The sequence below is a fragment of the Streptomyces armeniacus genome (assembly GCF_003355155.1).
GTDB lineage: Bacteria > Actinomycetota > Actinomycetes > Streptomycetales > Streptomycetaceae > Streptomyces > Streptomyces armeniacus.
The window spans coordinates 184,052-208,409 of sequence record NZ_CP031320.1 but is presented as its reverse complement, the minus strand read 5'-3'; the positions used below and the strand labels follow the sequence as shown (position 1 = coordinate 208,409).

Annotated in this window: 19 protein-coding genes and 1 riboswitch; of the genes, 13 read left to right on the top strand and 6 right to left on the bottom strand. The window is 72.8% G+C overall.

Annotation, left to right across the window (positions count from 1 at the left end; genetic code table 11):
* Positions 1-317 precede the first annotated feature (317 nt).
* Positions 318-2,144, top strand: coding sequence for an AMP-dependent synthetase/ligase (locus DVA86_RS00910; protein WP_208874908.1), 1,827 nt, complete (start codon positions 318-320; stop codon positions 2,142-2,144).
* A 163-nt stretch (positions 2,145-2,307) separates the two neighbouring features.
* Positions 2,308-3,144: an aldo/keto reductase gene (locus DVA86_RS00905; protein WP_281279260.1), complete on the top strand. Its 837-nt coding sequence runs from the start codon at positions 2,308-2,310 to the stop codon at positions 3,142-3,144.
* 121 nt (positions 3,145-3,265) lie between these two features.
* On the opposite strand, the gene DVA86_RS00900 is transcribed toward DVA86_RS00905, so the two are convergent.
* A complete protein-coding gene (locus tag DVA86_RS00900; protein ID WP_208874906.1) occupies positions 3,266-3,571 on the bottom strand; it encodes a 4a-hydroxytetrahydrobiopterin dehydratase in 306 nt (101 codons plus the stop codon).
* 112 nt (positions 3,572-3,683) lie between these two features.
* On the opposite strand from DVA86_RS00900, the gene DVA86_RS00895 reads away from it, so the two are divergent.
* The gene (locus DVA86_RS00895) at positions 3,684-4,505 is read left to right on the top strand and encodes a helix-turn-helix domain-containing protein (RefSeq protein WP_208874904.1); all 822 of its coding nucleotides are present in this window, start codon (positions 3,684-3,686) and stop codon (positions 4,503-4,505) included.
* Positions 4,506-4,518: 13 nt separating this feature from the next.
* On the opposite strand, the gene DVA86_RS00890 is transcribed toward DVA86_RS00895, so the two are convergent.
* Both DVA86_RS00890 and DVA86_RS00885 read right to left on the bottom strand, forming a co-directional pair.
* A complete protein-coding gene (locus tag DVA86_RS00890; protein WP_208874902.1) occupies positions 4,519-4,884 on the bottom strand; it encodes a nuclear transport factor 2 family protein in 366 nt (121 codons plus the stop codon).
* Between the two features lie 156 nt (positions 4,885-5,040).
* Positions 5,041-6,741, bottom strand: a complete 1,701-nt coding sequence (locus DVA86_RS00885; protein ID WP_208874901.1) for a SpoIIE family protein phosphatase — start codon at positions 6,739-6,741, stop codon at positions 5,041-5,043.
* Positions 6,742-7,002: 261 nt separating this feature from the next.
* Here DVA86_RS00885 and DVA86_RS00880 point away from each other — a divergent pair, with 261 nt between their 5' ends.
* From DVA86_RS00880 to DVA86_RS00855, 6 genes are all read left to right on the top strand, one after another.
* Positions 7,003-7,782 carry a VOC family protein gene (locus DVA86_RS00880; RefSeq protein ID WP_245996201.1) on the top strand — a complete coding sequence of 260 codons (780 nt, stop codon included), beginning with the start codon at positions 7,003-7,005 and terminating at the stop codon, positions 7,780-7,782.
* A gap of 194 nt (positions 7,783-7,976) precedes the next feature.
* A riboswitch (cobalamin riboswitch) is annotated at positions 7,977-8,172 on the top strand.
* A 29-nt stretch (positions 8,173-8,201) separates the two neighbouring features.
* Positions 8,202-8,906, top strand: a complete 705-nt coding sequence (locus DVA86_RS00875) for an energy-coupling factor ABC transporter permease (protein WP_208874898.1) — start codon at positions 8,202-8,204, stop codon at positions 8,904-8,906.
* 44 nt (positions 8,907-8,950) lie between these two features.
* On the top strand, positions 8,951-9,322 hold the full coding sequence (locus DVA86_RS00870; RefSeq protein WP_208884273.1) for an energy-coupling factor ABC transporter substrate-binding protein: 372 nt from the start codon (positions 8,951-8,953) through the stop codon (positions 9,320-9,322).
* Positions 9,323-9,326: 4 nt separating this feature from the next.
* Positions 9,327-10,094 (top strand): cobalt ECF transporter T component CbiQ, encoded by a 768-nt coding sequence (gene cbiQ / locus DVA86_RS00865; protein WP_208874897.1) that lies wholly within the window; start codon positions 9,327-9,329, stop codon positions 10,092-10,094.
* Positions 10,091-11,026: an energy-coupling factor ABC transporter ATP-binding protein gene (locus DVA86_RS00860; protein WP_208874896.1), complete on the top strand. Its 936-nt coding sequence runs from the start codon at positions 10,091-10,093 to the stop codon at positions 11,024-11,026. The genes cbiQ and DVA86_RS00860 overlap by 4 nt, the downstream gene beginning before the upstream one ends.
* A gap of 382 nt (positions 11,027-11,408) precedes the next feature.
* The gene (locus DVA86_RS00855; RefSeq protein WP_208874895.1) at positions 11,409-12,464 is read left to right on the top strand and encodes a fatty acid desaturase family protein; all 1,056 of its coding nucleotides are present in this window, start codon (positions 11,409-11,411) and stop codon (positions 12,462-12,464) included.
* Positions 12,465-12,703: 239 nt separating this feature from the next.
* Here DVA86_RS00855 and DVA86_RS00850 read toward each other — a convergent pair whose 3' ends face one another.
* Complete coding sequence (locus DVA86_RS00850) at positions 12,704-14,848, bottom strand: phage holin family protein (protein ID WP_208874894.1); 2,145 nt, start codon at positions 14,846-14,848, stop codon at positions 12,704-12,706.
* 423 nt (positions 14,849-15,271) lie between these two features.
* On the opposite strand from DVA86_RS00850, the gene DVA86_RS00845 reads away from it, so the two are divergent.
* Together DVA86_RS00845 and DVA86_RS00840 are read left to right on the top strand one after the other, a co-directional pair.
* Positions 15,272-16,048 carry an MBL fold metallo-hydrolase gene (locus DVA86_RS00845; protein ID WP_208874893.1) on the top strand — a complete coding sequence of 259 codons (777 nt, stop codon included), beginning with the start codon at positions 15,272-15,274 and terminating at the stop codon, positions 16,046-16,048.
* A complete protein-coding gene (locus DVA86_RS00840; RefSeq protein WP_208874892.1) occupies positions 16,045-16,821 on the top strand; it encodes a DedA family protein in 777 nt (258 codons plus the stop codon). The genes DVA86_RS00845 and DVA86_RS00840 overlap by 4 nt, the downstream gene beginning before the upstream one ends.
* Positions 16,822-16,954: 133 nt before the next feature.
* On the opposite strand, the gene DVA86_RS00835 is transcribed toward DVA86_RS00840, so the two are convergent.
* Positions 16,955-18,310, bottom strand: coding sequence for an aminotransferase class I/II-fold pyridoxal phosphate-dependent enzyme (locus DVA86_RS00835; RefSeq protein ID WP_245996199.1), 1,356 nt, complete (start codon positions 18,308-18,310; stop codon positions 16,955-16,957).
* A gap of 482 nt (positions 18,311-18,792) precedes the next feature.
* Positions 18,793-19,755: a multicopper oxidase domain-containing protein gene (locus DVA86_RS00830; RefSeq protein WP_208874890.1), complete on the bottom strand. Its 963-nt coding sequence runs from the start codon at positions 19,753-19,755 to the stop codon at positions 18,793-18,795.
* A gap of 211 nt (positions 19,756-19,966) precedes the next feature.
* Here DVA86_RS00830 and DVA86_RS00825 point away from each other — a divergent pair, with 211 nt between their 5' ends.
* Both DVA86_RS00825 and DVA86_RS00820 read left to right on the top strand, forming a co-directional pair.
* A complete protein-coding gene (locus DVA86_RS00825) occupies positions 19,967-22,423 on the top strand; it encodes a ThuA domain-containing protein (protein ID WP_208874889.1) in 2,457 nt (818 codons plus the stop codon).
* Complete coding sequence (locus DVA86_RS00820) at positions 22,420-24,348, top strand: OmpL47-type beta-barrel domain-containing protein (protein ID WP_425470735.1); 1,929 nt, start codon at positions 22,420-22,422, stop codon at positions 24,346-24,348. Before DVA86_RS00825 ends, DVA86_RS00820 begins: the two co-directional genes overlap by 4 nt.
* Positions 24,349-24,358: the final 10 nt, after the last annotated feature.

Sequence of the window (24,358 nt, the reverse complement as noted above, 5' to 3'; positions counted from 1 at the left end):
GTACGACCGCACAGACGCGCGGGGAGGCGTACGGCAGACGTACGGCCCACCGCCGCCCGGCGGAACCGGGCGGCACCCGGCGTGGTGGACGGGACGCCGCGCGATGTCCAGAATTGGGTGCCCTTGCCAAGCGTTTCCGGGCCCCCATATCACTGGGGGGAGGTTCCGTGCAGATATCACGGGTGACCTGCAACGACCTGGCTCCGGTCTCCCGTTGTGACCGCAATTGCACCACTGACCAGCACCGACGCCTCTCCCGCTGGCGTTCCGTATCAGATACGGTCGCGGCGCTGTGCCCTGCAGGAGGAGCCGGACCATTGCACGAGTTCACCGTTCCCGCCTCGGCGACGGCGCCCCAGGTCGGAGGGCTGGCGGACGCCGTCTTCGACCACGCCGCCGATGATCCGGACCGGGTCGCGCTGGCACGCAAGGATGCCCAGGGGCAGTGGCAGGACATCACGTCGGGCCAGTTCCGCGACCAGGTGCTCGCGCTGGCCAAGGGGATGCTGGCGGAGGGCGTGCGGTTCGGCGACCGCGTCGCGATCATGTCGCGTACGCGCTACGAGTGGACCCTCTTCGACTTCGCCCTGTGGGCGATCGGCGCCCAGCCCGTGCCGCTCTACCCCACCTCGTCCGCCGAGCAGGTCTACTGGATGCTGCACGACGCGGGCGTCTCCGCGGCCGTCGTCGAGCACGAGGACCACGCGATGACCATCGGCTCGGTCGTCGACCGGTTGCCCCAGCTCAAGCGGCTGTGGCAGCTCGACGCGGACGCCGAGGCCGAACTGATGGCGGCGGGCGCGCACATCGAGGACGACGTGGTGCACCGGCACCGGCTCGCGCTCACCCCGGACACCGTCGCCACCGTCATCTACACCTCCGGCACCACCGGCCGCCCCAAGGGCTGCGTGATCTCGCACGCCAACTTCATGGCCGAGGCCGACAACATCGTCGACCGGTACGAGCCCGTCTTCCACTCGAAGCCCGGCGACCAGGCGTCGACGCTGCTGTTCCTCCCCCTCGCGCACGTCTTCGGGCGGATGGTCGAGGTCGCGGCCGTACGGGGCCGGGTCAAGCTGGGCCACCAGCCGCAGCTGTCCGCCGCCGCGCTGCTCCCCGACCTGGTGGCATTCCGGCCGAGCTTCATCCTGGCCGTGCCGTACATCTTCGAGAAGGTCTTCGCCGCCGCCCGCCGCAAGGCCGAACTCGAGGGCAAGCTCGGCCCGTTCGACAAGGCCGTCGAGGCCGCGGTGCGCTACGCGGAGGCGACCGAGCACAAGGCGTTCGGCACGGGGCCGGGCCCGGGTGCGTCGCTGCGGATGCAGCACCAGCTGTTCGACAAGCTCGTGTACGGCAAGCTGCGCGAGGCCATGGGCGGCCGCTGCCGGCACGCGATGTCCGGCGGCAGCGCGATGGAGCGGCGGCTCGGGCTGTTCTTCGACGGCGCCGGGATGCGGATCTTCGAGGGTTACGGGCTGACCGAGTCGACCGCCGCCGCCACGGCCAACCCGCCGGAGCAGACCCGTTTCGGCACCGTCGGGCGCCCCATCCCCGGCACCACGGTGCACATCGCGGAGGACAGCGAGGTGTGGCTGCACGGCGGCCAGATCTTCCAGGGGTACCTCAACAACCCCGAGGCCACCGGCGAGACGCTGCACGACGGCTGGCTGGCGACCGGCGACCTCGGTTCGCTGGACGAGGACGGCTATCTGACGATCACCGGGCGCAAGAAGGAGATCCTGGTGACGTCCAGCGGCAAGACGGTCTCGCCGGCCACCCTGGAGGAACGGGTGCGCGCGCACCCGTTGGTCGCGCAGTGCGTCGTGGTGGGCAACGACCGGCCGTACATCTCCGCGCTTGTCACGCTGGACCAGGAGGCCGTCTCGCACTGGCTGACGATGCGGGAGAAGCCGCAGCTCAGCCAGGCAGAGCTGGTGTGCGACGCGGATCTGGAGACGGAGATCCGGCGTGCGGTGGTGGCCGCGAACACGCAGGTGTCGCAGGCGGAGTCGATCCGTACGTTCCGGATACTGGCCGCACAGTTCACCGAGGAGCAGGGGCTGCTCACGCCGTCGCTGAAGCTGAAGCGGAAGGCGATCGAGAAGGCCTACGCGGTGGAGATCGAGGCGCTCTACCACACGTGACGGCCGCGCCCCGTACGCCACGCACCGTACGCCGTGCCCCCGCCCGCCCCCGTACGGGCGCCGCACCTCGCCGCGCTGGCCCGGGGAGGAATGATCCCGAGCCGCGGACCGTTACATTCCGAGGACCTGACATCCCCCGACAGAACGTAAGGACCGATTGCTCGTGAGCAGCGTCCCCTCCATCACGCTCAGCAACGGCGTCGCCATGCCGCAGCTCGGCTTCGGTGTCTGGCAGGTGCCGGACGACGAGGCGGCGCGCGCGGTGGGCACCGCGCTCGAGGCCGGGTACCGCAGCATCGACACCGCCGCGATCTACGAGAACGAGAAGGGCACCGGCCAGGCCATCGCAGCCGCCGGCGTCCCGCGCGAGGAGCTGTTCGTCACCACGAAGCTGTGGAACGCCGACCAGGGCCACGACACCACGCTGCGCGCCTTCGACGCCTCGCTGGCCAAGCTCGGCCTGGACTACGTCGACCTGTATCTCATCCACTGGCCGATGCCGGGCATCGACAAGTACGTGGACAGCTGGAAGGCGTTCGAGAAGATCCTCGCCGAGGGCCGCGCCAAGGCCATCGGCGTCTCCAACTTCCAGCCCGCGCACATCCAGCGGCTGATCGACACGACCGGCACCGTGCCCGCGCTCAACCAGATCGAGCTGCACCCGCACCTCCAGCAGCCCATCCCCCGCGCCTACCACGCGGACCACGACATCGCGACGGAGGCGTGGTCGCCGCTCGGGCAGGGCGGGGACGTGCTGGCCGAGCCGCTGCTGGGCGACCTCGCCGGGAAGTACGGCAAGACCGTCGCGCAGATCGTCCTGCGCTGGCACCTGCAGCTCGGGAACGTGGTGATCCCCAAGTCCGTGACCCCGTCCCGGATCAGGGAGAACATCGACGTCTTCGACTTCGAGCTGGAGCAGGCGGACGTCGACGCCGTCACGGGCCTGAACACGGACACGCGGCTCGGCGCCGACCCGGACACGATGAACTGGCTCGGCTGACCGAGACCCCGCACGGCTGCCGCCACGCGCGGCCCGCCGTACGTACGGAGCCGCCCGGACGACACCGTTCCGGGCGGCTCTCCGCGTTCGGCGCCCCGGAAGGCGGGCCGCCGTACGGCGTTCAGCCGGCGCCGTGTCCCGCCGCGATCTCCTCGATCCTGCGGGCCAGCGCGACGTCCAGCTCCGTGATCTTCCCGCCCACGCTGTGCGTGTTCACGGTGATCCCCAGCGTGTTGTAGCTGAGCGTCATGTCGGAGTGGTGCCCCAGCTCCTCCTGGATCGCGGCCACGTGGATCACCATCGCGGCGGCGGGCAGATGCTTGCCGAAGACGTAGTTCCGCGCGAGCCGGTCGTCGGCCGCCTCCCAGCCGGGCAGCTCCGCGAGCGCCTGTTCGGTCTGCTGCGGCGTCAGCGGTTCGGGTGCCATGAGGGTCCCTTCATCGGTGCGGTCGGTCGCGGGCCACGGGTCGCGGGTGCCCGGTACGGGGCCAGCGTGCCACGCTCTCCGGGCGTTTCGTGTGAGGCCATATATTCGAGCCATGACGACCACCGAGGACGACGTGCCGGTGGGCGCGCTGCTGCGGGGCTGGCGGAACCGGGCGCGGCTGAGCCAGCTGGAGCTGGCGCTGCGCGCCGACTCCTCCGCGCGGCACATCAGCTTCATCGAGACCGGCCGCGCCCGCCCCAGCCCCGAGATGGTGCGGCGGCTGGCCGAGCACCTGGACGTCCCCGTACGGGAGCGCAACGCCCTGCTGCTCGCGGCCGGTTACGCGCCCCACTACCCCGAGACCCCGCTGACCTCCCCCGCCCTGTCCCCGCTGCGCGCGGGGCTGGAGCGGATGGTGGCGGCGTACGAGCCGTACCCGGCGCTCGTCGTCGACGGCACGTACGAGGTGCTGGCCGCCAACCGCGGCATCGCCCTGCTGCTGTCCGGGGTCGCGCCGGAGCTGCTGGAGCCGCCGCAGAACGCCATGCGGATCACGCTGCACCCGGACGGACTGGCCCCGCGTATCCGCAACTTCGCGGAGTGGCGGGGCCATCTGCTCGAACAGATGGAGCGCCAGCTGGCGTTGGTGCGGTCGGCGCCGCTGCGCGCGCTGTACGAGGAGGTGTCCGCGTATCCGACGCCCCCACCCCCACCCGTACGGGACGAGGCGCCCGCGCCGCCGGCGGACGCCGGACCGGGCTGCCCGTTCGCGCTGCCGATGGTGATCGAGTACGAGGGGCGGGTCCTGTCCTTCTTCTCCACCATCGCGACCTTCAACACGCCGATGGACGTGACGGTCTCCGAGCTCGCCGTGGAGACGTTCCTCCCGGCGAGCCCGGAGACGGCGAAGGACCTTCAGCTGCTCATGCCGTAGCGGCGGGGCCCGTTCACGCGGCGGGCACCCGGTCCAGGAAGCCGAGTACGGCGCGGATCCGGCCGTCCTCGGCCAGCGTGATCACGTCGGAGCCCGCGACGGGCGCCGACCCGTCGGGGGCGCGCAGCTCCCAGCCGAACCGCGCGATGTGGTGGTGGCCGTCGACCGTCCCGGTGAGGGCGAAGACGCAGCCGGGGAACTGCTCCTGCGCTCCGGCGATCACGGCGGCCAGCCCTTCGTGGCCCTGGGCGTCGGAGACGGGATCGGTGTACGACCCGTCCTCGGTCCACGCGGCGGCGACGGCCTTGTCGCGGGCGGCGGCACCGGTGGCGTTCCACGCCTCGAAGTAGCGGCTGACGGCGGTCTCGTACGCGCTCATGTCGGGCCCTCCCTGGTGAGTGTGCGCTGTTCGCGGGGCGGGCCCGGACCGGAGTGCGCCGGCCCGGACCCGCTGACCTCACCCTGCCGGGCGCCCGGCGGAGCGTCGATTACCGCTGAGGTAAGGGCGCGGGCACCGCTGAGGCGAAGGCGCGGGCTACGCGCTGCCGCCCGTCTCCGGCAGCCGTACGGCCAGCAGCGCGATGTCGTCGTCGGTGACGTCCGGCAGCCGGGCCAGCAGGCCGTCGCAGAACTCGCCGACCGGCGCCCGGGCCAGCGCCGCCGCCTGCAGCCGCAGCCTGCGCATCCCCGCGTCGAGGTGGTCCACATGGGTCTCGACCAGCCCGTCCGTGTAGAGCAGGAGCGTGCTACTCGGCAGCAGCGGCTCGGTGCAGTCGGTGCGCGGTCCGACGAGTTCGGGAAGGCCGAGGAACGGGCCGTGCCCCTGGTCCAGATAGCGGGCGCTGCCGTCCCGGCTGACCAGCAGCGGCGGCGGATGGCCCGCGGACGTCCAGTTCAGCTGCCAGGGCCCGCGCGCCGGGCCCTCGACGCGGGCGTACACGAGGGTGGCCAGCGGGGTGTCCGTGAGCCGTTCCAGCGCGCCGTCCATCCGGCCGACGATCAGCCCCGGCGGCTCCTGGTGCTCCCAGGCAAGCGTCCGCAGCATGCTGCGTACCTGCGCCATACGGGCGGCGGCCTGCATGTCGTGGCCCGCGATGTCGCCGATGACCAACGCCATCGCGTCGTCGGGCAGCGGGAAGGCGTCGTACCAGTCGCCGCCGATCTGGGAGCCGGCCGCCGCCGGCCGGTAGCGGGCGGCCAGCTGGAGCACGCCGTGCTCGGGCAGGTCGGTGAGCAGGTGCCGCTGCATCGTCTCGGCGATGTCACGCTGCTGGCTGAACAGCCGCGCGTTGTCCATCGCCAGCCCCGCCCGCCGGGCGAGGTCGACGGCGAGCGCCAGCTCGCGTGCGTCGAACGGCTTCGCCGGGTCCGTACGGCCCAGCGTCAGCGACCCCAGCACCTGGTGGCGGGCGGTGAGCGGCGCGGCGATGGCCGACACAGTGCCGAACGACCGCAGCATCTCCTCCTGCCACGCCGCCAGCTCCGTGTCGGGCGGCGACGCGATGTCCTCCGGCCCGAGCAGCATCGCGGGCGCCCCGCGCAGCACCCGTACGAGCGGGTGCAGCGAACCGTCCGGCACCGGCGGCAGCGGGCCCAGCCACGGCGCGGGGCTCCCGCCCGCGTCCCCCGCCACGGCGACGCAGTGCGGCAGGCCCGCGGCGAGCCGTACGAACACGGCCCACTCGGCGAACCGCGGCACCACCAGCCGCGCCAGCCGGCGCAGCGCCTTGTCCGCGTCCAGCGTGGACGCCAGCACGGTGGTGGCGTCGGCCACCATGGACAGCCCGGCCGTACGCCCGGTCAGCTCCCGTACCTCCGGCGCCTTCCCGGCCAGCGGCCGCGGCCGGCTGGTGAACACCACCGCCGCCCCCGTCCGGTGGCCCTCGCGGTGCACGGGCAGCGAGGTCCACGACACGGGCAGCAGCTCCCCGTCGCCACGCAGGAAGTACGCGGTGCCGGTGGCCAGGCGGCCCTGCGTGATGACCCGCGCCAGCTCGCACTCGGCGTACGGCATCCGGGACCCGTCGCGCCGCCGGTGGAACAGCCCGTGCGCGCCCACGCCCTCGAGCTGCGCGACCGTACGCCCGAGCATCTCCGCCGCGCGGGCGCTGACGGAGGTGATCCGGCCGACGCCGTCGAGGACGTAGATGCCCGCGCCCACGCTCTCGGACATCTCGCGCAGGAACTCCACCGACACCACGGCGGCGGCGGGCTCACCGGACGACGGATCGGGCATCCGTTCCCTCTTGGTCTCTCACTCGGGCGGCCCCCGGCCGCCTCCGACAGGCCCCCGGCTCGGCCGCCCCGGACGGCCCCCGGCCCCGTCCCACCACCGTACCGGCATCCAAGCGGAATGCCGGGAGGCAAGCTCTGCGGGAGAGTGGCAGAGTGAGCGGGACAGACCTGGGGAAGCAGCCCTGTCCCGCTCCCACCTGCGGAAAGCGAGGCGAGCAGTGTGTCGGCGGCAACGCGTCCGGTATACGGAGCGCCATGCTGGGTGAGCCTGGCGACGCCCGAACTGGAATCTACGCAGGAGTTCTACTCCGCGGTTCTCGGGTGGACGTTCCGGCCCGATTCGCTCGGTGAGCAGTTCTCCGTCGCGATGTCCGGCGGCTCGCCCGTCGCCGGGCTCGGGGCCGTGACGTCCAGCTTGGGCATGGCCGTGGCATGGACCCCGTACTTCTTCGTGACCAGCGCGGACACCGTGGCGGCCCGCATCGGCGAACGCAGCGCGACGGTCGCGGTGGGCCCGGTGGAGCTCGGCAACGGCCGCGCCTGCCTGGCCTCCGACCCGGCGGGCGCGAACTTCGGCTTCTGGGAGGGCGACGTACGCCCAGGCTGGCGCTCCGGAGACCACGACGCCCCGGCCCAGCTGGACCTCCGTACGCGGGACGCCTTCGCCTCGGCGATCTTCTACGCGGAGGTCTTCGAGTGGGCCTCGGGCCGCCCGGACCGCTGCGATGTGGAGTACGAGCACGGCGCGGTGATCGTACGGGCCGCGGGACGCACGGTGGCGACGCTGCGCGGCGGCGCCGTCGAGTCGGCCCCGGACCCGCGCATCAGGCCGCGCTGGCACGTGTGCTTCCGCGTGGAGGACGTGGGGGCGGCCGTGGCCGCGGCGGAGGCGGCGGGCGGCACGGTGACGGAACCACCCACGGACACGCCGTTCGGTTACGCGGCGGGCCTCCGCGACCCGGACGGCGGCCTCTTCACGGTGGCCGCGACCCAGCCCAGCCACGCCGACGCGACGAACAAACCCCAGCAAACGACCACTTGAAACCAGCCCTCAAGGCGCGCCCGATCAAGCCCGTCCGGCGATTGAGAACGGTCCTCGGCCACGACGAGCCCGCGCCCGGCCACCGGGGGGGGTACCGCCGCCGAAGGGAACGGCGCCTCCCCGAGGCGTAAAAAGGGTAAACGGGGCGACACCGTCCCGTAAGGGGGCCCGGTTGTGGGGCCCACCGGCCCCGACTACTGTCACAGAGCCTTGGTGTTCGGGAAACCGGTGCAGAACCGGTGCGGCCCTCGCCACTGTGATCGGGAAGTCCGGCTCCATCCCCACGGGGAGGCCACTGGACCGCCGCGGGAAGCCGCGGGGTCCGGGAAGGCGGAGTCCAGGGCGGCATGACCCGTCAGCCAGGAGACCGGCCAGGGTGCGCTGTCCATCCACGAGGTGCTGGAGAGGTCTTCCCTGCCATGCATATCGCCGAGGGGTATCTGCCCCCGTTGCACGCGGTCGCCTGGGGCGCCGCATCCGCTCCGTTCGTCGCACACGGTGTCCGCGTACTCACCCGTGAGGTGCGGGCGCATCCCGAGAGCACGCTGCTGCTGGGCGCTTCGGGCGCCTTCACGTTCGTACTGTCCGCGCTGAAGATCCCGTCCGTGACGGGGAGTTGTTCCCATCCGACCGGCACAGGACTGGGGGCGATCCTGTTCCGGCCGCCCGTGATGGCGGTGCTGGGCACGATCACGCTGCTGTTCCAGGCGTTGCTCCTGGCGCACGGCGGCCTGACGACGCTCGGCGCGAACGTGTTCTCGATGGCCGTCGTCGGCCCGTGGGCCGGTTACGGGCTGTACCGGCTGCTGCGGCGCTGCGGACTGCAGTTGATGGTGTGCGTGTTCGCGGGGGCGTTCGCCGCCGACCTGAGCACGTACTGCGTGACGAGTGTGCAGCTGGCGCTGGCGTTCCCGGACCCGGGGAGCGGAATCCCGGGTGCGCTCGCGAAGTTCGGCGGCATCTTCGCGGTGACGCAGATCCCGCTGGCGGTCAGCGAGGGGCTGCTGACCGTGCTGGTGATGCGGCTGCTGCGGCAGTCCAGCGAGGGCGAGCTGACCCGGCTCGGGGTGTTCGCTCGGGACAAGAGCCGCCAGGACGGCAACCAGCCGAAGGCGGTGGCGTGATGCGCGGGACGAACGACATGAACAGCACGAACGGGAAGCGCAGGATGAGCCGCAACGCGAAGATCAACGCTCTGCTGCTGGCCGTCGTCGCGGCACTGGCCGTGCTGCCGCTCGCGCTCGGGCTGGGCGACGACAGGAAGGAACCGTTCACCGGCTCTGACGCACAGGCGGAGACGGCCGTCACGGAGAACGACCCGGACTACGAGCCGTGGTTCACGCCGCTGTACGAACCGCCGTCCGGGGAGGTCGAGTCGGCACTGTTCGCGCTCCAGGCGGCACTGGGCACGGGCGTGCTGGCGTACTACTTCGGGCTGCGCCGCGGCCGCCGCCAGGGCGCGGCCCGCGCGGCGGCGGCCACCGCGGAGGGGCAGCCGGACGCGGACACGGACGCCGCGGCCGACACCCACCGCCCGTAACCGCGTGCTCCCCATAGACGCGGCGGCGCACAGCAGCCGCTGGCGCCGCCGCCATCCGCTGGAGAAGGCCGTGCTCGGCCTCGGCCTGACCGTCCTCGCGGTGTGCCTGCCGCCGTGGCCGGGCGCGCCGCTGGTGGCCGGGGCCACCCTCGCCGTGCTGCTGGGCCCGGCGCGGGTGCCCGTACGGCAGTTGTGGCGGGCGTTCCGGCTGCCGCTCGGCTTCTGTGTCACGGGCGCGGTGCCGCTGCTGTTCCGTGTCGGCGGTCCGGGCGGGGAGGGCGGCGCCGCCGGGCTGGTGTCGCTGGATCCGGGCGGCCCGGTGCACGCGGGCGAGTTGCTGCTGCGTACGTCGGCGGCGTCGCTCGGGCTGCTGCTGTTCGCGTTCACCACGCCGGTGTCGGACGTGGTGCCGCGGCTGGTACGGGCGGGGGTACCGCCCGCGGTCGTGGACGTCGCGCTCGTGACCTACCGCATGAGTTTCCTGCTGCTCGACTCCGTGTCCCGGGTGCGCCAGGCGCAGGCGGCGCGGCTCGGGCACACCAGCCGTGCCGCGCAGTGGCGTTCGCTCGCGGGCCTGGGCGCCACGGCGTTCGTGCGGGCCTTCGACCGGGCGGCCCGGCTGCAGTCCGGGCTCGCGGGCCGGGGTTACGACGGGACGCTCCGGGTGCTGGTGCCCGATACGAGCGTCTCGTCCCGCTTCCTCGCCGCCACCGCCGCACTGCTGACGGGTGTCGCTGCGCTCACCCTCGTACTGGAAGGGCTCGTTCGATGACCACGGGCACCACCCCGGGCGCCGTCCCGGCCCCCGCTCCCCGCCCCGCGGCGGCCCCGTTGGTCGAGCTCGCCGGCGCCGCGTACGCGTACGGCGACGGCCCCGCCGTGCTGCGCGACCTGGACTTCGCGGTGCCGGAAGGCCGTTCGCTGGCGCTGCTCGGCCGCAACGGCAGCGGCAAGACCACCCTCCTGCGGCTGCTCAGCGGCGGCCTGCGGTGCACCTCCGGCGAACTGCGGCTCGCGGGCGCGCCGGTGGCGTACGACCGCAAGGGCCTGACGCGGCTGCGCGAAACCGTGCAGCTGGTGGTGCAGGACCCGGACGACCAGCTGTTCGCGGCCTCGGTCGGCCAGGACGTGTCGTTCGGCCCGCTGAACCTGCGGCTGCCCGAGGACGAGGTACGCGCCCGCGTGGCGGACGCGCTCGCGGCACTGGGCATCACGGAGCTGCGGGACCGGCCGACGCACCTGCTGTCGTACGGGCAGCGCAAGCGTGCCGCCATCGCGGGCGCCGTGGCGATGCGGCCGCGCGTACTGATCCTGGACGAGCCGACCGCGGGCCTCGACCCGCACGGGCAGGAGCAGTTGCTCGAGGTGCTGGACGGCCTGCGCGACGCGGGTACGACGGTCGTGATGGCCACGCACGACGTGGACCTGGCGCTGCGCTGGGCGGACGACGCGGCGGTACTGGCTCCCGGCGGGCCGCGTACGGGACCGGCCGCGGAGCTCCTCGCCGACCCGGAGCTGTTGACGGCGGCCGGGTTGCGTACGCCGTGGGCTGCGGCGGTGGCCGCGGCACTGCGCGCGCACGGCCTGCTCGCCGCCGGCGAAGCGCCGCCGCGCACGCCGGAGGAGCTGGCCGCCCGCTGGGGCGGCGCGCACGGCGGCGAACGGGACGGCGAGCAGGACGGCGTACGCGGCCCGCGCGCCTGAGCGGTGCCGGGCGCGCGCGGGTGCCGGGCAGCGCCCGCGACCGTACGCGCACGCCCCCACGCGCTCGCGCACACCCGCACGGACGCACACATACACGTATGGACTCCTCCCTACGTGTACGGAAACACGTGCGGAATTCGCCACCACACCCGTACACACCCCGTAAGGGTGGGAATAGCCGCGCACAGCCGGAGGTTGGGGACGTACGAGGCACCGGATCCCCGCTGACGTGCGGTTCTGCCAAGGAGGCGGGGCAGGATACCGGGCCCGGAGGGATTTCGGGGTGTAGCCAGGTCCCCTCTTCTTACTGTGGCGTGCCCCCGTTTCAAGACACGTGCTGCGCGGCTGTCTGTGATGCCCACGGGCCAGTCAGGCTGACCGCATGACGACAAGCACCGAAGCACCACCCGTGCGGACTCCGGACGCGGCACAAGGCAGCGACTTCGCCCGGCTCTCCCGGCGGATCATCGACGCGGGGCTGCAGAAGCGGCTGCCTGGCTACTACGTACTGCGGTTCACCCTGGTCGGGCTCGCGCTCGTGCTGGGCTGGACGGCGTTCTTCGCACTCGGCGACAGCTGGTGGCAGCTCGCCGTCGCGGTGGGCCTCGGGCTGATCTTCGGCCAGCTGGCGCTCCTCGCCCACGACCTCGCGCACCGCCAGGTGTTCACCAAGCGGCGGCCCAGCGAGATCGGCGGCCTCATCATCGGCAACCTCGGCATCGGCATGTCCTACGGCTGGTGGATGAACAAGCACACCCGCCACCACGCCAACCCCAACCACGAGGAGCTGGACCCGGACGTCGCCCCCGACATCCTCGTCTGGTCCACGGACCAGGCCCGCGAGGCGAAGGGCCTCCCGCGGTTCATCGGGCGGCACCAGGCAGGGCTGTTCTTCCCGCTGCTGACGCTGGAGGGCTTCAACCTGCACGTGGCCGGCGTACGGGCGCTGCGCCAGCCGCACATGAAGCGGCGCTGGCTGGAGGGCGCGCTGCTGTTCGCGCACATCATCGGCTACGTGGTCGCGCTGTTCCTCGTCCTGCCGCCCGGCCTGGCCGTCGCGTTCCTCCTCATCCACCAGGCGGTCTTCGGCGTCTACCTCGGTTCGATCTTCGCCCCGAACCACAAGGGCATGCCCACGCTGCGCGGCAACGCGCGTCCGGACTTCCTGCGCAAGCAGGTGCTCACGTCGCGGAACGTGAAGGGCGGCTGGTTCATCGACGTCGCCATGGGCGGCCTCAACTACCAGATCGAGCACCACCTCTTCCCGAGCATGCCGAGCCCGCACCTGCGGCACGCCCAGGCGATCGTGCGCGACTACTGCGAAGAGATCGACATCCCGTACCACGAGACCGGCCTGGTCCAGTCGTGGCGGGAGGCGCTGCGGCACCTCAACGAGGTGGGCGCACCCATCCGGGAGCGCGCCGGCGCGGAGAGCTGACGCCGGAACCGACTCCACGCGGGCGGACCGCCGGCGCCGCGCTCAGCGCGCGCGTGCGGTCCGCCGCCGAGTCCCAACCAGCACCCGTAAACACCCGCAATACCCGTAATACCCGCATTGTGCGCAAAGCCGCCGACGGGCCAGGCCCCCGGGCCCGTCGGTCACCGCGGCCCTGAGCCGCGGCGCCGGGCGTATGCCGCTGCGCGTACGAGTGCGCGCACCGGCACCGACCGCCCGCGTCACCCCACCCGTTGCTGCGTCGCCGCCAGGCCGTCGCCGTCCTGCGGCTCCGTGACAGCGCGCGCGTGCCGTACGGGCGCCGCGCCGCCGCGTGCCTCGCGCAGCCAGCGCCGCAGCACACGGTGCACCTGTTCCGCACCGACGAGCTCACCCGACACCACCGGCGCGGACAGCCGCAGCGGCGACAGCAGGAACGCCTGGTTCTGCTCCCCGCCCAGCCCGCCGTGCGAGCCGATCTGCTCCTCGAACGCGTGCACTTCGCCGGTCGCCGGATCGACGCTTGAGTTGACCATGATGTCGGCGGCGTGCGGGAACCCGGCCGTACGCCGCACCGCCGCCACCGCGCCCGGCCCGAAGCAGGCCAGCGGGTCGCGGTCCCCCGTCACCTCACCCGTGTCCAGCCGGTGTTCGCACGCCCCCGCGCCGATCACCACCGGCCCGTGCTCCTCGCTCCGCACGAGCAGGAAGCCGATGCCCGGATGGTCCGCGAGCGCCCGCAGCAGCGCCGGATGGCGCGCGTCGATCGCCTCGCGCGACATCCGTCCGGGCACGTCCGGGAACGAGACCAGCGCGAGGTTGCCCGACGCCAGCACCACCGGCCCCGTACCGCGCGGCGGCCGGTCCGGGCTGCGCCGGCGGCGGCCCAGCAGACCGGCCCGGCGCGGTTCCTCCGGGCGGTGCAGCGCCGCGCGCGCCGCCTGCCGGGCCTCGGCCCCGCTGGGCGTACGCCCGGCACGGCGCGGCACGGGCAGGCCGCACCCGGCCCGTACGAGGTCCTCCAGCGTCAGCCCGAAGGCACCCGCGAACGTCTCACCCGTGCTCTGGCCGTGGTCGGAGAGCAGCACGACGCGGTACGGGCGCGGCGCGTGGTCCGTCGCCTTGACGATCATGCGGACGGCGCGGTCGAGGCTGCGCAGCACCTGCCGGGTGTCCCGGCCGCGCGGCCCGGAGTGGTGCGCCACCTCGTCGTACGCGACGAGGTCCGCGTACACCGCGGCCCGCCCGCCCAGCACGTCGCCGATCACCGCCGCGACCACCACGTCGCGCTGGACGACGGTCACGAAGGCCCGCAGGAACGGGTACAGGCCGCCGCGCGGAACCCGCGGCGACTCGCGGCGCAGCCGCGCCCGCACGGACTGGCCCACCTCGCGGAACACATCCGCGACGTACGACACCGCGGTGCGGGTGGCGTTGGCCGGGTCGGAGAAGTACGCGAAGTACCCCGCGCGGGACCGGGTTTCCCGGCCGCGCCGCGCGGAGACGGACAGCACGAGCGCGAGCTGGCGGGCGCCGCCGCTGAACAGGTTCCCGCGGCTGGCACCGTCCGTCTCCAGCAGCCCGTACCGCCCGGTGCGCTCCACGGCCCGGCGCTGCAGCTCGGCGGCGCCGCTGGGCCGGTTGCTGACCATGACGACGCCGGTCTCCTTCTCGTACCAGCGGAAGGCGGGCACGTCCTCGTTGCTCCCGTGCAGGATCCCGAGCTGGCTGGCACCGGTCTGGCTGGACCAGTCCGTACGCCACCGGGTCAGCCGGTGCGTACTGCCGCGCAGCGCGGCGACGGTCGGCATCAGCGGCTGCTCGCCCTCGATCGCCTCGCGCAGCACGTCGTACCCCACGCCGTCGAGCTGCAGGAAGATCACGCCGGGGCTCTCGTCCATGGGACCCGCCGTCCCCTCGCGGCGCCGCCGCCGTCCGGCGAGCCGGGCCAGCCTGCGCCGGTAGGCGCCGTCGTCCCGTACGGCGAGGAACGTGCTCGTCGCCGACGAGGCGGCGGACATGACGGCGGCGACCACCACGGCCGTCTCCGCGTTGACGTCGCCCCGGTCCGGGGTGACGCGGAGGGCGATCCACAGGAGGGAACCGTTCAGGAAGAACACCAGCAGCCCCAGCACCAGGGCGGGCACGAGCAGCAGCGCCCGTACGAGCACGGGCCACACCAGCGCGCTCAGCACCCCGAAGGCGCCCGCGCCGAACGCGGCCGTGACGGCGATACGGGTGGCGCTGTCGCCGCTCGGTGACTGCAGCCGGAAGTCCGGCAGGCCGCCCGCGAGCAGCAGCATGGTCACGGTGCTTACCGCCCACACCGCGAGCACGCGGAGGACGGTGCTGCCCACGGCGCGCCAGGGTGGCAGACGCAGTCGCACGCTGTGGTCTCCTCACGTTCCGGTCACGCACGCCCGCGCGCGGCGGACGCACACGTCGGGGCGCGGGACATTGTCCACTTTTTCACAGTGCGCGCCCCGGAAGCCTCGGGCTTACGCCCGATACGACCCGTAGGGGTCGGACCCTCCGACCCAGCGGCCCACCGGTCATCTGGGAGCGGACCTCAGCAAAATCAAGCCCGTCCGGCGATTGAGGACGGCCCCCGGCCACGGCGGAGGCGCGCTGTGCCCCGCGCCGGTCCCGTCGCGACGGCCCGGGTGACCGGAAACCCGGCAGCGGAATGGCCGCGCACCAGGCCCGCCGCCGGCCGGTGGCCGCTCCGGGCCGTCCTCAAACGCCGGACGGGCTGAACGGGCGGCTACGCTCAAGGAGGGGCGGCGCCCCCGCCGCGGAGAGGAGCACACGTGCCGGTGGAGGTCACGTGGTGGGGTCACGCCACCGCCACAGTCCGGGACTCGGGTGTCACCGTGCTCACGGACCCGCTTCTCGTACGCCGCATGGCACACCTCCGCCGACGGCGCGGCGCGCTCCCGCCCGTCTCCGCGACGCTCGCGGACGTCGTCCTCGTGTCCCATCTGCACGCCGACCACCTGCACGTCGGCTCGCTCACGCGGCTGCCGCCCGGCACCCGCGTCGTCGTGCCGCGCGGCGCGCCCCGCGCGGTGCCCGGCCTGCGCCGGCTCGGCACGCTGCTCGACCTGGTGGAGGTGGTCCCCGGCGACGTGGTGCGGACCGGCCCCGTACGGGTGTGCGCGGTGCCCGCGGCGCACGACGGCCGCCGCCTCCCGTACGGCACGCACCGCGCGCCCGCGCTGGGTTACGTGGTGGAGGGCGAGGCCCGTACGTACTTCGCCGGTGACACCGGCCTGTTCGACGGCATGGCCGACGCCGTCGGCACCGTGGACGTGGCGCTGCTGCCGGTCGGCGGCTGGGGCCCGTACCTCGGTGACGGGCATCTGGACGCGGGCGGCGCGGCACAGGCGCTCACGCGGATCAGCCCGCGCTGCGCCGTACCGGTGCACTACGGCACGTACTGGCCGATCGGCATGGACGCGATCAGACCGCACGAGTTCCACTCCCCCGGCGACGAGTTCGCCCGGCTCGCGGCGCAGCTCACACCGCACGTACGGGTGCACCGGCTCCGGCACGGGGAAACCGCGCGGCTGGAGACGTCCGTATGATCACGGCGCTCGGCGGGGAATTGTTCGCGGCGGTACGGGCGGTGCCGCCCGAGACGACGCAGCAGGCGATCGGCTATCCGTCGCTGTTCCTGCTGGTGGTCTTCGGCTCGCTGGTGCCGGTGGTGCCGACGGGCGCGCTGGTCAGCGGGGCCGCGGTGGTCGCGTTCCACCAGAGCGTCCCGGCAGTGTCGCTGCTGCTGGTGTTCGGCGTGGCGGCGCTGGCCGCGTTCCTCGGCGACCTCGGGCTGTACTGGCTGGGACAGCGCGGCATGGGCTCCCGCAACGGCTCCCGCTGGCTGGAGCAGCTGCGCGAACGGGCGGCGCCGGAACGGCTCGCCCAGGCCCGCGAGAAGCTCGACCGGCACGGCGTGGCGGTGCTGGTGGTGTCCAGGCTGGTGCCCGCGGGGCGGATTCCCGTGATGCTGGCCTGCCTGATGTCGCACATGCGGATGCGGAACTTCGTACGCGGGGACATTCCGGCATGCCTGGCATGGACGGCGACGTACCAGCTCATCGGCGTCGCGGGCGGCTCGCTCTTCCCCGAGCCGTGGCAGGGCGTGGCGGCGGCGGTCGGCCTGACGGTCCTGGTGAGCGTGGCACCGACGGTCTGGCGCCGCATCCGTGGCCGACGCGGAGGGGGCCGTACGGAACGCCGTACGGCGCGGACGGCACGGCGTACGGACGGAGGGCACGAGGCGCCCGACGGCCAGGATGGCCAGGATGGCCAGGATGGCCGGGGCAAGCAGGACAGCCGGGACAGCACGGTGCGCTGAGTCCCGGCGCGGATCAAGCCCGTCCGGCGTTTGAGGACGGACCGGAGCGAGCACGGTCGGGCCGGGACCACGCCGCTCGGCCGACCACGACCGCCGTTCGGCGCCACCGCCTGCGGACCGCGCGGAGCGCACCTCAGTCGGAGGCGAGCAGCTCCGCGAGAGCCGTATGCACAGCCTCAAGTGCCTCGGGCACGCCGGGCAGTTCCATCGGACGCGCGCCGGGGGCCCGTACGTCCGCGGCCCGTACGTCCGCGGCCCGTACGTCCGCGGCCCGTACGTCCGCAGACGGCACACCCGCCGCCAGCACCTCCGTCGAGATCCGTACCCGCAACCCCAGCGGATCGTCCCCGACTCGGTGCCCGCCGGTCGCGTACGGGCCGAGCCGCCGCACCAGTTCCGCCTCCAGCGCCGCGGCGTCCTCGATCCCGTGTGCCGCGAGCCGCGTACGGGACTGCTCCAGGTCCACGTACAGGTGCCGCCCGACCTGCGGCGGACGGCACAGCGCCCCGGCCGCCGTGAACTCGTCGTGCAGGGCCGCCGCGTACGCCCCGTGCAGCGCCGCCTCCGCGGCGCGCCGCTCCCGTACGTGCGCGGGCTCGGCCAGCGCCTCAGCCGCCGCGTCGGCGTCCGGCCCGTGCAGGCCCGTGTGCAGGGCGCCGAGCACTTCGCGTACGTGGTCGCCGAGCGCACGGCCGTAGTCGCTGTCCGGGAAGCGGGCGATGCCCGCGCTCAGCCCCGGCGGCAGCAGCGCGGCGTTCAGTCCGGCGAGGACGACGACCGAGTCGGCGTGGCCGTCCCCGACCATCTCGGCGGGGCTGACGACGACCGTGTCCCGCGTGCTGTGGGAGGTGTCGCGCCAGCTCTCGTCGCTGACGATGAGGAGGCCCTCGTTCACGGCGGCCTCGCACACCTCGTGCAGCAGCTCGGGCGGCGCAGTGGTGCCGGTGGGGTCGTCGGCGACGGAGAGCAGCAGGACGCGGGGGTCGCCGCCGTCGGCGCGGGCCCGTCGTACGGCTTCCAGCAGCGCGAACGGGTCGGGCACACCGCCGCACTCGGCGGGCACGGGGACCGGGTGTACGGGCCGCCCGAGGAGCCGCGCCTGCGGGGCGTGCCAGGCGGCGCTGGGGCGGGGCAGCAGGACGGCGCCGGGTCCTTGACCGGTCGGGCCCTGGCCGCCGGGCGGCGCGCCGCCGGGGCCCCCGCCCTCCGGTGGCCCGCCCGCCGCGGGGGCCTGGCCGGGGGCGGCGGACGCACCGGGGGCCGCGGTCACGCCGGGGGCGGCTGTCGCCCCGGTGACGGCCTCCCGGCGCACCGCCCGTTCCCCGAGCGCGCCCGGTGCCGGACCGGCGGGGGTGGCGGCGGCCCCGGCGAGCAGCGCGAGCAGGAGGAGCGGCGCGCCCGGGGCGGTGACGACCTGGCCGGGCTCGGTGTGCAGACCGCGGCGGTGCCAGTAGCCGCATGCGGCCGTCGCCACGTCGGTGTGCCGCATCGGCCTGCCTCCACCGTTCCGCTGTCCCTCGCGCTCTTCAGGCGCGCTGCGCATACGTACGTGTGCGTACGTGTGCGTACGTCACGGTCACTCTGGCAGACGGGTGTCCGGGGCGGCGGGCGACATGCGCCGTACGGCCCGTGCCGCCCGTCCAGCCCGTCCGGCGCCTGAGGACGCATCCGGGCCCCCACGGCCCGGTGGGCGGCCCGCGCCGCCGGTGCGCACCGGTGCGGCGCGAGGCCACGCCCCCGCGGGGTGGTCCGCGGCGTGCGACCCGCCTCGGCACCACCGTGGCTGAGGGCCGTCCTCAAACGCCGGTCGGGCTGGATGCCGCGGCCTCCCGCCGTCGCCAACCGGCAGACGGGCTGGATGCCGCGGCCTCCCGACCTCGCCAACCGGCGGACCGGCTGGGTGGCGCGGCCGTACGCCCGTCGTCAATCGGAGAGACGGGCTGGATGGGCCGACCGTCGAGGGGCAAAGGCTCAGTGGCCCCCGCCCCCCGGCACGTTGCCGCTCTCGTCCGTCACCACGAAGAGGCCCGCCATGCCCATGTCCGCGTGGCTCTGGACATGGCAGTGGTACATCCACTCCCCGGGGCCCACGTGTTCGCCCGCGATCACCTGGAAGCCGAACGAGTCGCCGGGGCCGCAGATCTTGTTGTCGACGATGATGCTCGGGTCGTCCGGCCCGGCCAGCATGCCCGTACGGTTGTCCGCCCAGCGGTGACCGTGCACGTGGAACGTGTGGTAGAACTCGCCGTGCGTGATCACCAGGAACTCGCAGCGCTCGCCCTGCTTCACCTTGAAGTTGGGCGTGTCGTCACCCGGCTTGCCGGTCCGGTTGTTGATGGTCATGTCGTTGAAGACGCAGGTGAACTGCTTGTCGGGGACGGGGTCCCCCTTGCGCCGTACGATCAGCCCGCCGTAGAGGCCGTTGCGGATGCCGCCGGTGCCGTGGTGGGTGCCGACGACGTGGTCGTGGTAGTGCCAGTAGCCGGCGCTGCCGTGTACGTACGTGCCGTCCGCGCGTTTCCCCGGCTCGTGCGACTTCCAGGTGTAGAGCCGTTTCTGGCCCGGTTCGACAACGCTGTCAGTCATATGGGTGCCGTCGCTGTCGATCTCGTAGTCCACGCCGTGCACGTGCAGACTCGCCGCCACGTCCAGGGTGTTGACGACCTCGATGTGCAGCGTGTCGCCCTCGTACATCTCCAGGAGCGGTCCGGGGATGGTCGCCTCGCCGGGCTTGAGGCCGTAGCCCATCTGCCCGTCGGGCAGCGCCTCGATGTACATCGTGACGAGGCGTGTCTCGCCGGCCGCCGCGGCCGCGGGCTGCGCCGCGGCGGTCCGCGCGTCGGCGGCGTGTGCCGTGGCGAGGCCGGTCGGGGTGAGCGCGGCCAGAGCCGCGCCGCTGGTGAACGTCCGCCGGGAAAAGCGTGATCGCGCCATGCGGATACCTTCCTCGGTCGTCTCTCACGACCCTCGGTCGTCTTCCACGACGTTGACGGCCAGTCATGCTAGGAAGCCTCCGAGAGTTTGACCACCCTCTGGACAAAGTTCAGTTGGTTTCGGTCATAGCCATTGGCGGCTCGGCAAAAGTCGTTTAGCTTCCTAGGGCGTTGCAGTTCATCCACGAGCACCCACGAGAGGTGTGCGAACTATGCGGCGCCGAGCACACGTCCTAGCACTTGCCGCCACCATGATCGTGTCGCTGCTGGCAGGAGCACCCGCCAACGCGCGCACTGATAACGATGTCGGCGGCGGAGCCGAGAAGAGACAGGAGCCTCCGGGCTCGGCCGACGTCCGGGTCCTCGTCTTCCATGGCGAGAACGCGCCGGACGACGTCACCCAGGCCGGTATCGCGGCGATCGAGCAGATCGGCAGCGAGGCACCCGAAGAGCAGCGCTTCAGCACCGAAGTCAGCGACAACCCGGGCGTGTTCACGCCGGGGAAGCTGGAGAAGTTCAACGCCGTCGTGTTCCTCTCCGCCGACGGCGATCTGCTGGACGCGGACCAGGAGGCGGCGTTCACGGAGTACATCAAGTCCGGCGGCGGCTTCCTCGGGCTGCACGACGCGGCCCGCGCCGAGCCGGACAGCGAGTGGTTCACCGGCCTCATCGGCAGCCGTCCGGCCGAGGGCGGCCCGACGGCGCCGCAGAAGGCGACCGTCGAGGTGGGCGACCGCGTCCATCCGGCCACGAAGGGCCTGCCGCTGGAGTGGGCGCGCAACGACACCTGGTTCAACTGGGCGGAGAACCCGAGCGGCAAGGTGCACACCGTCGCCCGCGTACGGGAGAGCACCTACGACCCCGGCGAGGGCGCCAACGGCTGGGACCACCCCGTCTCGTGGTGCCGCGACTACGAGGGCGGCCGGTCGTTCTACACCGGCATGGGCGGCACGGTCGCGAGCTTCGGCGAGTCCAACTTCCGCAAGCACCTGAGCGGTGCACTGCAGTGGACGACGCGGCTCACGCAGGCCGACTGCAAGGCGACGATCGCCGCCAACTACAAGGCGACGAGGGTCACCCAGCCCAACCAGCCGGACCAGCTCGACCAGATCGGCGAGCCGCACGGGCTGGATGTCGCGGACGACGGCCGGGTGTTCTCCATCGGGCGCGGCGGCGGCATGCCGAACTCCCCGGTGGTGACGGACTGGAACGACCCGAAGATGGGCCTCGGCGACGGCACCCTGCACGTCTGGGACCCGAAGACGGGGAAGGTCACGCTGGCCGGCACGCTCGACGTGTTCGGCAACAAGGGCGGCGGCGACGAGCTGATCAAGAACGAGGAGGGGCTGCTCGGCATCGCGCTCGACCCGGACTTCCTCACCAACGGGCTCGTCTACCTGCACTGGACGCCGCACGCGAAGATCGACCGTACGGCGCACATGGCCGAACGGCGCGTCTCCCGCTTCAAGATGAACCTGGCGACCAACAAGCTCGACGTGGCCTCCGAGAAGGTCCTGCTGAGCTGGCCCGTGCAGATCCACAGCTGCTGCCACGCGGGCGGCGGCATGGACTGGGACTCCAAGGGCAACCTGTACATCGCCACCGGGGACAACAACTCCTCGCGGTTCAGCGACGGTTACTCGGGCAACAACCCGGAGCCCGACTTCGGCGGCGTCTCGTTCGCCGACGCGCGCCGCACCGCGGGCAACACCAACAACCTCAACGGCAAGATCCTCCGCATCCACCCGGAGGCCGACGGCACGTACACCGTCCCCGAGGGCAACCTGTTCACCGGGAACGAGGAGGGCGGCGGCAAGACGCGGCCCGAGATCTACGTGATGGGCGTACGCAACCCGGCGCGCATCGCCGTCGACCAGGAGACGGACTGGCTGTACGCGGGCTGGGTCGGGCCCGACGCGGGCGAGCCCAGCACCACGTGGGGTCCCGCGAAGTACGACACGTTCGCCGTCATCACCTCGGCGGGCAACCAGGGCTGGCCGTACTGCATGGGCAACAGGCAGCCGTACCGGGACCGCAATCTGCCCGATCCGACGCAGCCGCTGGACTGGTACGACTGCGGCGACCTGAAGAACGAGTCCCCCAACAACGACGGGCTGGTGAACCTGCCGCCGGCCCGCGACAACAACATCTGGTACTCGCCGCAGGGCGGCGGTCCGGACTTCCCCCGGAACGCCGACGGCGTGCCCAGCTACAAACTGGAGGAGCAGCAGCTGCGGCTGCCGTGGCTGAAGGGCGGCGGCCAGGCGGCCATGACGGGCCCGGTCTACCGCTTCGACGAGGGCAGCAACAGCGCGGTCAAGTGGCCGTCGTACTGGGACGGCAAGTGGTTCACCGGGGACTTCTACGACGGTGACCAGCCGCGCCACGCGCTCGTCATGGACCCGTCCAACGCGGGCAGCGGCGGACTCCCGGTGCACGCCGAGAGCCTGGACGCGATCGTGCCCGCGGGCGAGGGCGGCATCCGGAACCTCATGGACTGGAAGTTCGGCGCCGACGGCGCGCTGTACGTCCAGGACTACGGCCGCGGGTTCTTCACCGCGGACGGCGACTCCGCGCTGTGGCGCGTGACGTACGAGGGAGGGCCACCGACACCGCTGGCCGCGAACACCCTCGGGAAGCAGGACTCCGCGGGAGGCGGTAAGCGATGACACGACGGAGGATCGGCAAGACCCTACGGTCATTGGCGACCGTGATGACGCTCGTCCTGGCGACGCTCACGCTGACGCTCGGCCCGTCCGCCCAGGCACAGCAGCCGCCGGGTGAGACGGAGCAGGCGGCGGCTCAGGTGCTCACCTGGACGGCGGGCGACAGCATCACCGAGTACACGTCGGCGCCGACGACGGCGGTCGCCGGCGAGGCGACGCTCGTCTTCGAGAACAGCGCGGCGACGGGCAACACGACGGCGATGCCGCACACGTTGACGTTCACCACGGGCAACCCGGACTACAACTCCGACGTGAACGTGAACATCCTCGCCAACCCGAACGACGCCAACGGCGGCCGCCACGAGGTGTCCGTGACCCTCTCCCCCGGCGTGTACCACTACTACTGCGCCCTCCCCGGGCACGGCAGCATGCAGGGCGAGCTGGTGGTCACCGGTGGCGGCGGCGAGGACACGACCGCGCCGGTGCCCACCGCGGACGTGAACGGCCGGCAGGACAGCTCGGGCGCGTACATCGGCAGCGCCACCGTCTCGCTGGCCGCGACGGACGACTCGTCGGGCGTGGCGAGCATCGAGTACGCCCTGGACGGGGGTGAGTTCGCCGCGTACACGGCGCCGGTTGTGGTGGACGCGCTCGGCGAGCACACGGTGAAGTACCGCGCCACGGACAACGCCGGGAACGTGTCTGCGGAGGAGTCCGCCGCGTTCACGGTGGTCGAACCGCCGGACGACGCGGTACCGCCCGAGGTGACGGCGAAGGTCGACGGCGAGCAGACGCCGGACGGCGAGTACATCACGATGGCCACGGTGACGCTGGACGCGACGGACGACTCGTCCGGCGTGGCCAGCGTGGAGTACGCGGTGAACGGCGGTGAGTTCACGCCGTACACCGAGCCGTTCATGGTGCACGCGGTCGGCGAGCACACCGTCAGCTACCGCGCCACGGACAACGCGGGCAACTCCTCCGAGACCGGCACCGTCACCTTCACCGTCGTGGAGGACGGCGGCGAGCCGGACCCGGTGTGCCCCGAGCGGGACGGCCGTCCGCTGGTCGTCGTGGGCGACGAGCAGTCCGGCGTGCCCAACCGCGTGGCCCCGGACGGCTGCACCGTCAACGAACTGATCGAGGACGAGGCCACCTGGGACGGCGAGAAGGCGTTCCGGGAGCACGTGGACACGGTGACCGACAAGCTCGTTACGGACGACGTCATCGACGCCGAGGAGCGCGAGGCGATCACGGACGCGGCCGAGCGGTCCGACGTGGGCGCCAAGGGCACCACCGGCTACGAGAAGGTCTACGACGGGACCGAGGAGTCGTTCGCGCGCTGGGAGCACGTCGGCGGCGGCGGTTTCGACCGCAAGTCCAACGGCACGCTGACCAGCAGCCGCGAGATCGAGGGCATGGGGATGCTGTGGTTCCCGGAGAAGAAGTACGGCGACTTCTCCCTGCGGCTGCAGTTCCGCGACGACGCGCCGGCCGAAGGCCGGGCGAACAGCGGCGTCTTCGTGCGCTTCCCCGGAGTGCACGACCACCCGGAGGAGTCGCGTCCGGAGTGGGTGGCCATCAAGTACGGGCACGAGATGCAGATCTACGACGGGAAGGGCGGCGACCAGTACAAGACCGGCTCCACGTACGGCTTCGACCTGGTGGGCTACGGCGACTCGATGGCCATGCCGAAGGGTCTGTGGAACGACTACGAGATCCGCGTCGTCGACCAGCACTACTCCGTCTACCGGAACGGCCGGCTGATCAACGAGTTCGAGAACGCGCCGGGCCAGCTGTTCTCCCCGCCGCGTGACGACGACCCGGGCACGGACGGGCGGCAGCACGACAGCGGCTACATCGGGCTGCAGACGCACGGCACGTCCGATGTGATCTCGTTCCGGGACGTACGGATCAGGCCGCTGTGACGGCCGTACG